This is a genomic window from Shimia sp. (genome assembly GCF_049116215.1).
Lineage (GTDB): Bacteria > Pseudomonadota > Alphaproteobacteria > Rhodobacterales > Rhodobacteraceae > Shimia.
On sequence record NZ_JAGDZB010000001.1, the window covers coordinates 500,953 to 513,614 of the forward strand.

Below are 12,662 nucleotides of genomic sequence, written 5' to 3' on the forward strand. Positions count from 1 at the left end.
TTGGCATAAATTCGCAAAACCTGCGGGCCAACCAGCCAATTTTTGCCGATTTGTTTAGCCGCCGCGGACCAAATCATCCTCTTCGTCGGTCAAAGACATGCCCAGCGCCTCCATGCCGTTTTCCAAGTGATCCGACAGATGAGGCGAGCCCAGCAGGTAATCCGCAGTGGGCACGGTGTTTTCGGTTTTGGCGGTCATGATCGCCTCGGCCAGGTCATCCGCCATAAAGCTGTCCCGTCCAATCCACATCACCGCAACCAGGCCGGCCTGTTCATCTTCGTTCAAGCGATCAATAAAGCCGCGCAGCTCGCCTTCAGCCCGGTTCAACTCCCGCGACATCAGCACAACCTGCGCCACCTTCCATGCAGAAATCTCAAGCATTTTTCGCGCCTCCAATTTGGTTTGGCCCAGTGTCCCCTCCAGCATGCCCTACGTCTTTGACATGGCGCAAACTGTTTCTGTTGCATCGGGGCGCTGCCCCGGACCCCGGGATATTTGCAGACTGTGAATGACGTCAGCTGTCTGGTTTGGTCAAAGGCACCACTTTGTCGTCAGCCGTCTGTGCCAGCTCTTCAAAATCAAAGTTGTCGAGCCGCCGCGCCCGGCGCCCAGCTTTGTCAGCGCTGATCTTGATTTCGCTGATGTCTTTCGCCGCCTGACCAAAGTGGCGGTCAAGATTCTCCACACGCGTGCCCAGCCGCTCAACATCAGAATAAAGCAGCCCCAGTTCTTTGCGGATCGCGCCCGCCTGTTCTTGCATACGCGCGTCTTTCAAAATCGCCCGCATGGTGTTGAGCGTCGCCATGCAGGTGGTGGGCGAAACAATCCACACCCGCGCTGCAAAGCCCTCACGCACCAGTTCCGGGAAATTGGCGTGCAACTCCGCATAAACCGCTTCGCTTGGCAGGAACATCAACGCCCCATCAGCGGTCTCGCCTTCGATGATGTATTTCTCGGAGATGTCTTTGATGTGTTTCTTCACCGAGGTGCGCAGCATCCGCGCCGCCTCATTGAGCTGTGCCTGGGTCTCCGCATTGCGCAGCAACTCATAAGCCTCCAGCGGGAACTTGCTGTCGATCACAATGGGTCCAGGCGGGTTGGGCAAATGGATCAGACAGTCGGCGCGTTTGCCGTTAGAAAGCGTGTGTTGCAGTGCATAGCTGTCGCTTGGCAATGCTTTGCCAACGATGTCATTGAGCTGAATTTCTCCAAACGCCCCACGCGTCTGTTTGTTGCTCAAAATGTCTTGCAGGCTGAGCACATCGCCGCTGAGCCGGGTGATATTCTCCTGCGCCTTGTCGATGGTGGCCAACCGCTCCTGCAACTGTGTGAGCGAGGTCGCGGTCTGCTTGGCATTGCCGGTCATCGACAGGTTCAGCTTCTCCTGCATGTCGTTTAACGCGCCGCCGGTGCGCAGCTGCATATTGGCCAGGCTTTCCTGCATCTGCAGCTGTTGCGCCGCCATTGTGTCCGCCATCTTCTGTTGCATGCTGGCGAGGTTCTCACCGGTGCTGCGCTGCACCTTGGCGAGGTTCTCATGCATGTTCACTTGCACCTCACCCAGCCGCTGCTCCATCAAGGTGGCAATCTGCCCCTGCGATTGCGCCTGCGCCTGCAGGTTGCCATCCAGATGCGCCTGCCCGGTGGCCAGCTGATCCACCCGCTGCGCCATCTGCCCCATGTGCTGGGCAATCACCATCTCGGTCCGGTCCGCCCGCTTCTGCCCCGCGCTGCGCAGCATCAGGAACAACACGGTGAGCAACAGAATTGCCCCGCCAACGCCCCCAAACAAATAAAGCGCCATGGCCTCCATGTTGGCCATTGCTTCGTCCATACCTTCCATCACGTCCGTCCAAACAGCCGCTCAATATCGGCCAGCTTTAATTCCACATAGGTTGGCCGCCCGTGGTTGCATTGCCCCGAATGTGGCGTTGCCTCCATCTCGCGCAGCAACGCATTCATCTCTTCACCACGCATCCGCCGCCCCGACCGGATCGAGCCGTGACAGGCCACCCGACTGAGGATCGCTTCCAACTTGGCCTGCACCAACATGCTTTCGCCCGCGTCATCGAGCTCATCGAGAATATCGAGCACCATCGCCCGTGCATTCACCTCGCCCAAAAGCGCAGGGGTCTCGCGCACCGCCACCGCGCCGCCGCCAAAGGCCTCAATTGTCAGCCCCAGCTTAGACAGCGGTTCTGCCACAGTCATGATCCGCGCACAGTCGCCCTCGGACAACTCAACAATCTCGGGGATCAACAAGGCCTGCGCCGCAACCCCGTTTTCCGCCATCTGGTGTTTGAGCTTCTCATAAACCAGACGTTCATGTGCGGCGTGTTGATCGACAATCACCATGCCGGTCTCGGTCTGCGCCACAATGTAATTCTCATGCACCTGCGCCCGTGCTGCGCCCAAGGGCAGTCCTTCGGCCGGGGTCTCTTGCGGAGCCTCCGTGTCAAAAGTTTCCACTCGCGCAGAATAAGCCTCGGTCAAATCCGAAAAGCCTGGCTCCTGCGGCATTGGCGCCTGCGCCTGATAAGCCGCCGTGCGTGCGCCAAGACTTGGCCGATCCATTTGATAGACCCGCGCCTGCCCCGGTGCGGGCGCGCTTGGCGTGATTCCCAAAGCCCCCAGTGATGCCCCAACTGGCTCGGGCCGGAACAACTGCAACGTGGCCCCGGCGACCGTGGTCGACGCCCGATGCCCGGCTTCCGCCAACGCGTGACGCAGGCTGGAGACAATCAGCCCCCGCGCCAATCCCGGATCGCGGAACCGCACCTCGGATTTGGCGGGATGCACGTTCACATCCACCAGATGTGGATCACAATCAATGAACAGCGCCGCCGCCGGATGGCGATCCCGGCTCAGGTAATCAAAATACGCCCCGCGCAGCGCCCCAACCAGCAGTTTGTCCTTCACCGGACGCCCGTTCACAAACAGATACTGCGCCACCGACGAGCCCCGCGAATAGGTCGGCAAAGCCGCATAGCCAATCAGCCGCAACCCTTCCCGCTCCGCATCAATCTTCAGCGCGTTTTCGGCAAATTCCTTGCCCAAAATTCGCGCCAACCGGCCATGCAAAGCGTCAAACAGATCGCCATTTTCCGCCTCTACGCGGAAGGTCACACGGCCTTCTCCGCCACCAGTCACATCGCGCAGCGTGAAGCCCACAAACGGCTCCGCCATCGCCAGACGCTTGACCACATCGGTGATCGCCTGCGCCTCCGCCCGATCAGAGCGCATAAACTTCAACCGCGCCGGCGTGGCATAAAACAGATCGCGCAGTTCCACGATGGTGCCCCCGGACAGCGCCGCCGGTTTCACCGCGCTCATCGCGCCACCCTCAACCGAAATCTGCGCCGCAGGCGCTTTGCCCACCCGGCTGGTGATGCTCAACCGTCCGACAGCACCCAGCGAGGGCAAGGCCTCTCCACGAAAGCCAAATGTGTGGATGTCGAGCAAGTCCGTGCCATCAATCTTGGACGTGGCATGGCGCGACAACGCCAGCGGCAATTGTTCCTCGGTGATGCCACAGCCATCATCGGTGATCCGGATCAGCGTCTTACCGCCATCAGCATAGGCAATCTCAATGCGCCGACTTCCCGCATCAATGGCGTTTTCCACCAGTTCTTTCACTGCAGAAGCTGGCCTTTCGACCACCTCACCGGCGGCAATCCGGTTGATCGCGGCATCATCAAGTTGCCGAATGACCGGCAAATCTTGGCTTATATTGGGGTTATCCACAGACATAGTGCCAAATCTAGCATGTTCTCGTTTGATTCTACCACCAAGTTTGCAGAGATCCGCAGTCGCTTTTTGCCATCCCCGTGTCGCTCTTTCTCTGGACAGGGCACCACGGTCGCCGCATAATTTGATCAAATTTTTTGACCCGCAGGAATCACCCCTGCGCCCAAGGGAGCACAGCCATGAAAGACGACAACTTCCTGACGGAAAACAACGCCCGCCACCTCTGGCATCCGATGGGCGCCCCCGCCGATGCGCACAGCACCCCGCCCAAGATCATCAAAGGTGCGGAAGGCGTGAACATCACCGACATCGACGGCCACTCTACCGTGGACGCCGTGGGCGGCTTGTGGTGCGTGAACCTCGGCTACTCCAACGACGTGGTGAAAGAGGCCATCTCCAAACAGCTTTATGATCTGCCGTATTACTCTGCTTTCGCGGGCACCTCGAACCCACCGGCCATCGAGGCTTCTTATGCGGTGCGCGAATTCTTCGCCGAGGACGGCATGTCCCGTGTGTTCTTCACCTCCGGTGGCTCAGACTCGGTGGAAACCGCCCTGCGTCTCTCCCGCCAGTACCACCGTCTGCGCGGCGAGCCGACGCGCACCAAGTTCATCAGCCTCAAGAAAGGCTACCACGGCACCCACTTTGGCGGCGCATCCGTGAACGGCAACAACCGTTTCCGCATCAACTACGAACCGCTGCTGCCCGGCTGTTTCCACCTGCCGTCGCCCTACACCTACCGCAACCCGTTCAACGAAAGTGACTCGGCCCAGCTGGCGCAGACCATCGCCGCCGCCTTTGAGGACGAGATTGCGTTCCAGGATCCCAAAACCATCGCCGCTTTCATCATGGAGCCAATTCAAGGCGCGGGTGGTGTGATCGTGCCAGACGCGAGCTTCATGAAGCTCATGCGCGAGATTTGTGACCGTCACGGTATCCTGATGATTTCTGACGAAGTCATCACCGGCTTTGGCCGCACCGGCGATTGGTCCGGTGCGCGGCACTGGGGTGTGCAGCCTGACATGATGACCACCGCCAAGGGCATCACCTCCGGCTACTTCCCGGTTGGTGCTTGCATGGTGGGCGACAAAGTCGCCGACGTATTTGAAAACGACCAAACCGGCGAAGCGGGCATCTTCCACGGCTACACCTACTCCGCCCATCCGGTTGGCTCCGCCGCCGTAATCGCCACTTTGGCAGAGACCACCCGTCTTGATCTCAAAACCAACGCCGCCGCCCGTGGCACGCAGCTGTTTGAAGGTGTGAAAAAGCTGGCTGAGAAATACGACATCATCGGCGACGTGCGGGGCGGCCACGGCCTGATGACCGGCATCGAGTTGGTCTCTGACGCCGCCGCCAAAACCCCGATGGACATGGCCACCATGAAGAAGATCCACGAGGCCACCTATCAGGCTGGCTCCATGGTACGCCTTGGCGCGCACAATGTGCTGATGTCTCCACCGCTGACCATTTCCGAGGGTGAGGTGAACACCATCCTCTCCGCTTTGGACACCGGTTTCGCCGCCGCCTAAAACCTCTGCGGCTCGGGGCTTATCGCTCCGGGCCGCTTACACCGCAGGCCCGTTAACCTAACGAGAACGTCAATTTTTGCACCTCCGCAAAACAGTCGCGATACCGACGTCATACCGACGTGCCATCCGGCCAAGCTAGCTGCGTTAACCTTTGAGCCGCGCCGTTATTTGCCGACAAGTTTTCCTGTAAGGGTTTTCTTATTCCAATTTTGGAATATATAGAGCGCACCAGCGACTCTCATGAGGCCCCTATGCCACAGCAGCTCAAGCGTTACTTCCCGATCTTAGATTGGGCAAAAACCTATGACCGTCAGATATTTGGCGCCGACCTCATGGCCGCCGTAATCGTGACGATCATGCTGATCCCACAGTCCTTGGCCTACGCCCTGCTCGCCGGTCTACCACCCGAAGTGGGCCTGTATGCCTCCATCCTGCCGCTGGTTGCCTATGCCATCTTCGGCACCTCCCGCGTGCTCGCCGTCGGCCCCGTCGCCGTGGTCTCCCTCATGACCGCAGCCGCCCTCGGAAACCTCGCTTTGCAAGGCACCACAGAGTACCTGATCGCGGCCATCACTCTGGCCTTCATGTCCGGCGTCATGCTCACGCTCATGGGCCTCTTACGCCTTGGATTCCTTGCAAATTTCCTGTCCCACCCGGTGATCGCAGGCTTCATCACCGCCTCCGGACTCCTGATCGCCACCAGCCAGTTGAAACACATCCTCGGCGTCACAGCCCACGGCCACACTTTGCCCGAATTACTCACCTCACTGGTGACCCATTTGCCGGACACCAACCTCTTCACAGCTACCCTCGGTGCGGCCGCATTGGCCTTCCTGTTCTGGACCCGCAAAGGCCTCAAACCGCTTCTGCTCAAACTGGGCGTCGGTCCCCGCCTCGCGGACGTCCTCACCAAAGCCGGCCCCGTCGCCGCCGTTGCCGCCACTACGATTTCCGCATATGCCTTTGATCTTGAAGGGAAAGGCGTGGCCATTGTTGGCACCGTTCCAACCGGCCTGCCGCCACTTTCAGCCCCCAGTTTGTCTCCAGACTTGTGGTCCCAACTCTTCTTGGCCGCACTCCTGATCTCGATCATCGGTTTTGTCGAAAGCGTTTCCGTCGCCCAGACCCTCGCCGCCAAACGCCGCCAACGCATCGATCCCGACCAGGAACTCATCGGCCTCGGCACCTCTAACATTGCCTCAGCAATTTCAGGTGGTTACCCGGTCACCGGCGGCTTCTCTCGCTCTGTTGTGAACTTCGACGCAGGCGCACAAACCCCCGCCGCCGGCGCCTTCACCGCCGTCGGTATCGCGGGCGCCGCGCTCTTCCTGACCCCGCTGCTGTTCTTCCTGCCCAAGGCCACTCTCGCCGCCACCATCATCGTCGCCGTGCTCAGCCTCGTGGACCTCTCGATCCTGCGCCACGCATGGGGCTACTCCCGCGTTGATTTTGCCGCCGTTGCAACCACCATCGCGCTCACTTTGGGCCTTGGCGTTGAGGTTGGTGTCAGCGCCGGTGTAATCCTCTCCATCGCGCTGCATCTCTACAAAACCAGTCGTCCCCACGTGGCAGAAGTTGGCCTCGTACCTGGCACGCAGCACTTCCGTAACATCCTGCGTCATAAGGTTAAAACCTCATCACATCTGGTTACGCTGCGCATTGACGAAAGCCTATATTTCGCCAATGCACGCTTCCTAAAAGACTACGTCTATGACCGCGTAGTTTGCGACCAACCCATCACCGACGTCGTGCTCATGGCCTCGGCCGTCAACGAGATTGACATGAGCGCGCTGGAAAGCCTGGAGGCGATCAACAGCCGCCTCAAAGAGCTCAACATCCGCCTACACCTCTCCGAAGTCAAAGGCCCCGTCATGGACCGCCTCAAGCGCAGCCATTTCCTCGATGACCTCAGCGGAGAGGTCTTCCTCGCACAATATGATGCCTGGAGCCGCCTCGCCGGCGACAACACCCAACAAGCGGCCTAAGCCGCTGGCGCCCCGCTGCGATGCCGGTGGGGTGCAAAACACGCTGCCAAAGCAAGAATAATCCCCGACACCGTCGCGATCATACCGGCCGCGCTGACCGCATTGTCAAAGCCCAGCCACAATGGCCCGTAACCGGCAAAGACATAGCCAAGAGCCGCAGAAAGCACTGCAAAAACAACGCTCCAGGCAACTTGATGCTCCAACCGGTTGGTCATCAACCGCGCCGCCGCCGGCGGGCAAATGAACATCGCGATCACAATGATCGACCCCACCGCATCAAACGCCGCCACCGCCGCCAAAGCCGCCACCATCACCAACGCCACACCCAAGCGGTTGGTCGCAATGCCCATGGCCTGCGCAAAACTCTCGTCGAACGTGGACAACACCAAAGGCCGCCAAAACAACCACAAAAACGCACAAACGCCAAACAACGCGACAACCACACGTCCCAACTCCGGCGGCAATCCAGCTAAGGCAACGGGATCAAGCAGGCTTTCCCAGCCGATCGCGTCCAGCCAGATCAAGCTCTCCAAATTGCCATACAGCGCGTGTTCCACATCCAGATGGACGGAAGACGTATCACTTTGTTCCAAAAGCAAAACACCGGCCGCAAACAATGTTGTAAAGGTCAGCCCCATTGCTGCGCCGGGTTCGATATTGCCCAGCCGCCGAATGGCTTCAATCATCACCACAGACACCAAAGCCGCCCCCGCCGCGCCCAGCATCATTGGCGCGGCTGCCACCACGCCGGTGATCAAAAACGCCACTACAATGCCCGGCAACGCCACGTGGGAAATTGCATCCCCAATCAGCGCCTGCTTGCGCAGCACTAGGAAATTGCCCGGCAAAGCGCAGGCCACCGCCGCCAACACACCAATCAGCATGGGGGTTAGGGACAGTGGGACAAATTCCTCACCACTCATGATGCCACCCCCTGTGGTCCGCCAATACGTTGATCTATCTCCGAAATCTGGTCTCCGGTCAGCACGGTCTCGATATCGCGCAATCCGTCATACAACGCGGCTGCGCTCTCAAATGCCTGATCTGCCCGTACCAACTCCCAGCGCTTCTCGTCACGCAAAGCCTTGGCTGCACGCGCCCGCCCATCTTCGGTAGGTACGCCATCCGCATGCGCCAATCCGGCCCGCTTCAGCAAGCGTACCGTGAAGGCTTCATAAATCGGCTGCCCTTGTGCCAGCGCCAACAAACCTTGGCGCATATGCACCCGTCGTTGAAACCGCACGTGCCGCAAATACACCGCCAGCACACCCCGATTGGGCGCCAACAACAGCGACAACACAAACAGCGCAAAGCTCGACAAAACAATGATTGGCCCGGTTGGCATCGCGGGGGCAAAAGCCGACAACGCCGCGCCAATCCAAGCGGCCAAGCCACCACAAAGCCCTGAAATCAAAACCATATGGTCAGTGCGCTCGGTCCAAAACCGGGCGGTGACAGGCGGAATGATCAACATCGCGACAATCAGGATCAGCCCGACAACTTTCAGGCCAATCACCGTGACCGCCAGCGCCAGCGCCATAATGGCAAGATCCATGCGCCCGACGTTCACACCTCGCGACGCCGCATATTCAGGATCAAAGGCCAACAAAGTCATTGGCCTGCGTAAGATCAACACCGCCAAAAGCGTCAAGGCGCCCCCACCAGCAATCACCAACGCATCATTGAACAACATGCCCGCCGTGGAGCCCAAAAGGAAGCCTTCCAAACCAGCCGCACGTCCCGCGCCCATGGTTTGGATCACGGTCAGCAACACAATGCCAAAGCCAAAGAACACTGACAGCACCGCGCCAATTGCCGCGTCTTCAGACAGTCGCGTAAACCGCGTGAGCCAACTCACACACAACAAGCCGCTCCAAGAAGACACCGCTGCCCCAAAGAGCAAACCTGGCAAGGCGCGCCCGTCACCGCCCAGCAGCACCATCAGCATAAACGCAATGCCCACACCCGGCAGAGTGGCATGGCTGATCGCGTCACTGACCAACGCCCGTTTGCGCAGATAGAGAAAGGTTCCGGTCACACCCGCCGCTATACCCAGCAAGGTCGCACCAATGGTCACCAGCGTGGCATTGTAGCCAAGCTGCAAAGTCAACGCATTCCAAAACATGGGTTAGCCCGCCGCCAGCTCCAGCTGGTCAATCTGGCCCGTCGCCAATCGTCCGCCGTAAGTTTGGTTCAAGTTTTCTGACGTGAATGCTTCATCCACCGTGCCTTCCGCCATCTTGCTTGTGTTGATCAGGAACACACGATCAAAATAGCTGCGCACGGTGGTCAGGTCATGGTGCACGGCCACGACCGTTTTGCCTTCAGAGCGCAAGGACTTCAGCACATCGATAATGGCTTTTTCCGTTGCCGCATCGACTCCGGCAAACGGCTCATCAAGCAGATACAAATCTGCTTCCTGTGCCAGTGCCCGCGCAAGGAACACGCGCTGCTGTTGACCACCGGAAAGCTGGCCAATCTGACGATCGGCAAAATCGGTCATGCCCACCCGCTCCAAGCAAGCCCGTGCCTTTTCAATGTGCTGCGGACGAATGCGGCGCAGCAGACCCAGCTCACGATAGAGCCCCATCAGCACCACATCGATCACGCGGGTTGGAAAATCCCAGTCCACACTGGCGCGTTGCGGCACATAGGCAATGCGATGCCGCGCCGCTTTCAACGATTTGCCATAGACCAGAGCCTGACCAGCCAACGGCTGCACAATGCCCAAGGCGGCTTTGAGAAGCGTCGACTTACCTGCGCCGTTTGGCCCAATGATGGCTGTCATTGAGCCTTCAGCCACGGTCATATCAACAGAGAACACCACCGGCTTCTGCCCATAAGATACCGTCATGCCCCGGATCGCCAAAGGGCTGTCTACCGGGATTTCTGCTGTGGGCGCTGCGCCCATATTTGCCGCCAGTTCTAGGCTCATGGTCTTTTCCTTACGATCCCGCCGACAGGCGTCCAGTCATGCCGCGTTCCGGCACATCCCCGCCCAGCGCATCGCTGATCACGGTGATATTGTGGTCAATCATGCCTACATAAGTACCTTCATAGGTGCCATCCGGCCCCATCGCGTCCGAGAACAGCTCGCCACCAATCGCCACGTCATGGCCTTTGGCCGACGCGCCTTCAACCAACGCCCGCACCGTGCGGTCAGACACGGAGCTCTCCACAAACACCGCTTGAATGTCGCGCTCAATCAATGTGTCCACTAGGCTGCTGATCCGATTCAGCCCAGCCTCACTCTCGGTGGAAATGCCCTGCACCCCCAAAACCGAGAAGCCATAAGCGGCCCCAAAATAGCCAAAGGCATCATGCGCGGTCAGCAGAATACGGGCCTCTTCCGGCACTGTGGTCAGGGATTTCTCCGCATAGTCGCTTAGATCAGACAACTCCGCCAGGAAGACCTCTGCATTGGCAACAAACTGCGCTTCGGCCTCCGGTTTCTTCTCAATCAGCGCGTCACGCACACGCTCTGTCACAAACACCCAAAGGCGCGGATCCATCCAGACATGCGGGTCAAATTTGTCTGCATAGTCGTCATGCCCACGCAACACATCACGCGGCATGGTATCGGTCACAGCCACAACCGTGCCGCGCTTTTCCAGCTTGTGGAAGAAGTCTTCCATCTGCGCCTCAAGATAAAGCCCATGCCACAACACCAAGTCGGCTTTGGTCAGCGCCACAATATCCGTGCGGGTCTGGCGATAGGCATGTGGATCCACACCCGGCCCCATAAGGCCCTTCACCTCAACCGCATCGCCGCCAATGCGCCGCGCAGTGTCTGCAATCATGCCTGTGGTGGCCACAACCTGCAATTTCCCACCCGCAAAGGCGGGAGTTGCGCTGGCCAAACTGGCCGCAGCTGTTGCCACAATAAAGTCTCGACGAGAGAATCGCATGGATCACCTGTGCTGTTGCTCCACTTGAATATGAGAACCATTCGCAGTAGTGTCAACGCAATTGCGACTTATTCTCATATTTTAGTTGACTAAATGGTCAAAAAAGTAGCTGAAGCGTCGTTCTGCGACTTGCCAAAGCCAGTATTTCTGAGGCATTTTGATCCCTGTTTTCCGCAACAGGATGGACCGATGCAAACGCCCACCATTACCGCCGAAGGGCATCAACTGCCCACCGCGCTGGAACCGCGCAATCCTGGCATGGCGCTGGACCTTGATTGGGTTCGCACCGCGCAGGCCAACACTTCGGCCATCGAACGCCGTGCCAAGACCTTGCCGGGCCGCCGCTCGGTCAAGAAGGACTATCAGGCCGCATGGCTGTGTAAGGCAATCTCCTTGATCGACCTGACCACACTGTCCGGCGATGACAGCGAAGGCCGTGTGGAGCGTCTCTGTGCGAAAGCCAAGCAACCGGTACGCGCCGACATTCTGGAAGCGCTGGACATGACCGGCCTGACCACCGGCGCAGTCTGTGTCTACCACGACATGATCGAAACCGCCGTGTCTTCGCTGAAAGGCAGCGGCATTCCTGTGGCGGCTGTGTCCACCGGCTTCCCGGCAGGTCTGTCGCCGTACCACCTGCGCATCGCCGAAATTGGCGAAAGCGTAAAAGCGGGTGCGGAAGAAATCGACATCGTCATCACCCGCCGCCACGTACTGCAAGGCAACTGGCAGGCGCTCTATGATGAGATGAAAGAGATGCGCGAAGCCTGTGGCGATGCCCACGTCAAAGCCATTCTCGCCACTGGCGAACTGGGCACCCTGCGCAACGTCGCCCGCGCTTCACTTGTTTGCATGATGGCCGGCGCCGACTTCATCAAAACCTCCACCGGTAAGGAGAGCGTCAACGCCACTTTGCCAGTGTCTCTGGTGATGATCCGTGCCATTCGCGACTACTACGACCGCACCGGCTTCCGCGTGGGCTACAAACCGGCGGGTGGTATTTCCAAAGCCAAAGACTCTCTGGTGTATCTGTCACTGATCAAAGACGAACTTGGCGACCGCTGGCTGCAACCAGACCTGTTCCGCTTTGGCGCTTCCTCCCTTTTGGGCGACATCGAACGCCAGCTCGAGCATCACGTCACCGGCCAGTATTCGGCCAGCTACCGCCACGCGATGGCGTAAGGACAGAGCCGTGAGCGCCGCCCCAGACACCACAGCCCCTGCGCCGGATCAGTACCTTCTACGTATGAAGGTCTGGTCCCAACGGACCTGGGTCGCGCGCTGCGACGACCATCTGTCTGGCGCCACGCTGGAAGCCCGTCTTGCTGACTTTCTGCAAGAAGCTTTTGAACACGCGCACACGCAGCCGGATCTACTCGACAAAACCACCGCACAAATTGCCGAGGCCGTTATGGCTGGCATTTTACACAGCGAAACAGTGCCAGCCGAAGACCTTCAGGCCGCGCTTCACAAGATAACCTCGTAAGGGG

Annotated in this window: 11 protein-coding genes; 4 read left to right on the forward strand and 7 right to left on the reverse strand. The window is 59.1% G+C overall.

The genetic code is table 11. The features are described 5' to 3' along the window. Positions 1-54: 54 nt before the first annotated feature. From JXR15_RS02420 to mutL, 3 genes are all read right to left on the reverse strand, one after another. Positions 55-381: a DUF3775 domain-containing protein gene (locus JXR15_RS02420; protein WP_422051645.1), complete on the reverse strand. Its 327-nt coding sequence runs from the start codon at positions 379-381 to the stop codon at positions 55-57. Positions 382-514: 133 nt separating this feature from the next. Further along, positions 515-1,843, reverse strand: coding sequence for a DNA recombination protein RmuC (locus JXR15_RS02425; protein ID WP_422051646.1), 1,329 nt, complete (start codon positions 1,841-1,843; stop codon positions 515-517). Continuing rightward, the gene (gene mutL / locus JXR15_RS02430) at positions 1,843-3,750 is read right to left on the reverse strand and encodes a DNA mismatch repair endonuclease MutL (protein WP_422051647.1); all 1,908 of its coding nucleotides are present in this window, start codon (positions 3,748-3,750) and stop codon (positions 1,843-1,845) included. Before mutL ends, JXR15_RS02425 begins: the two co-directional genes overlap by 1 nt. 176 nt (positions 3,751-3,926) lie before the next feature. Between mutL and JXR15_RS02435 the strand changes: the two genes are divergently transcribed. Beyond that, positions 3,927-5,279, forward strand: a complete 1,353-nt coding sequence (locus JXR15_RS02435; RefSeq protein WP_422051648.1) for an aminotransferase class III-fold pyridoxal phosphate-dependent enzyme — start codon at positions 3,927-3,929, stop codon at positions 5,277-5,279. A gap of 251 nt (positions 5,280-5,530) precedes the next feature. Beyond that, complete coding sequence (locus tag JXR15_RS02440) at positions 5,531-7,264, forward strand: SulP family inorganic anion transporter (RefSeq protein ID WP_422051649.1); 1,734 nt, start codon at positions 5,531-5,533, stop codon at positions 7,262-7,264. On the opposite strand, the gene JXR15_RS02445 is transcribed toward JXR15_RS02440, so the two are convergent. Genes JXR15_RS02445 through JXR15_RS02460 form a run of 4 tightly spaced genes read right to left on the reverse strand, consistent with a single transcriptional unit; the run spans position 7,261 to position 11,172 of the window. Then, positions 7,261-8,187, reverse strand: coding sequence for a metal ABC transporter permease (locus tag JXR15_RS02445; RefSeq protein ID WP_422051650.1), 927 nt, complete (start codon positions 8,185-8,187; stop codon positions 7,261-7,263). The two genes, JXR15_RS02440 and JXR15_RS02445, sit on opposite strands and share 4 nt — an antisense overlap. After that, positions 8,184-9,389 (reverse strand): metal ABC transporter permease, encoded by a 1,206-nt coding sequence (locus JXR15_RS02450; protein ID WP_422051651.1) that lies wholly within the window; start codon positions 9,387-9,389, stop codon positions 8,184-8,186. The genes JXR15_RS02445 and JXR15_RS02450 overlap by 4 nt, the downstream gene beginning before the upstream one ends. A gap of 3 nt (positions 9,390-9,392) precedes the next feature. Continuing rightward, a complete protein-coding gene (locus JXR15_RS02455) occupies positions 9,393-10,199 on the reverse strand; it encodes a metal ABC transporter ATP-binding protein (protein ID WP_422051652.1) in 807 nt (268 codons plus the stop codon). A gap of 10 nt (positions 10,200-10,209) precedes the next feature. Then, positions 10,210-11,172 carry a metal ABC transporter solute-binding protein, Zn/Mn family gene (locus JXR15_RS02460; RefSeq protein ID WP_422051653.1) on the reverse strand — a complete coding sequence of 321 codons (963 nt, stop codon included), beginning with the start codon at positions 11,170-11,172 and terminating at the stop codon, positions 10,210-10,212. Between the two features lie 189 nt (positions 11,173-11,361). Between JXR15_RS02460 and deoC the strand changes: the two genes are divergently transcribed. After that, entirely contained in the window at positions 11,362-12,354 is a 993-nt protein-coding gene (deoC, locus tag JXR15_RS02465) for a deoxyribose-phosphate aldolase (RefSeq protein WP_422051654.1), read from the forward strand. A gap of 10 nt (positions 12,355-12,364) precedes the next feature. Further along, positions 12,365-12,658 carry a hypothetical protein gene (locus JXR15_RS02470; protein ID WP_422051655.1) on the forward strand — a complete coding sequence of 98 codons (294 nt, stop codon included), beginning with the start codon at positions 12,365-12,367 and terminating at the stop codon, positions 12,656-12,658. Positions 12,659-12,662 lie beyond the last annotated feature (4 nt).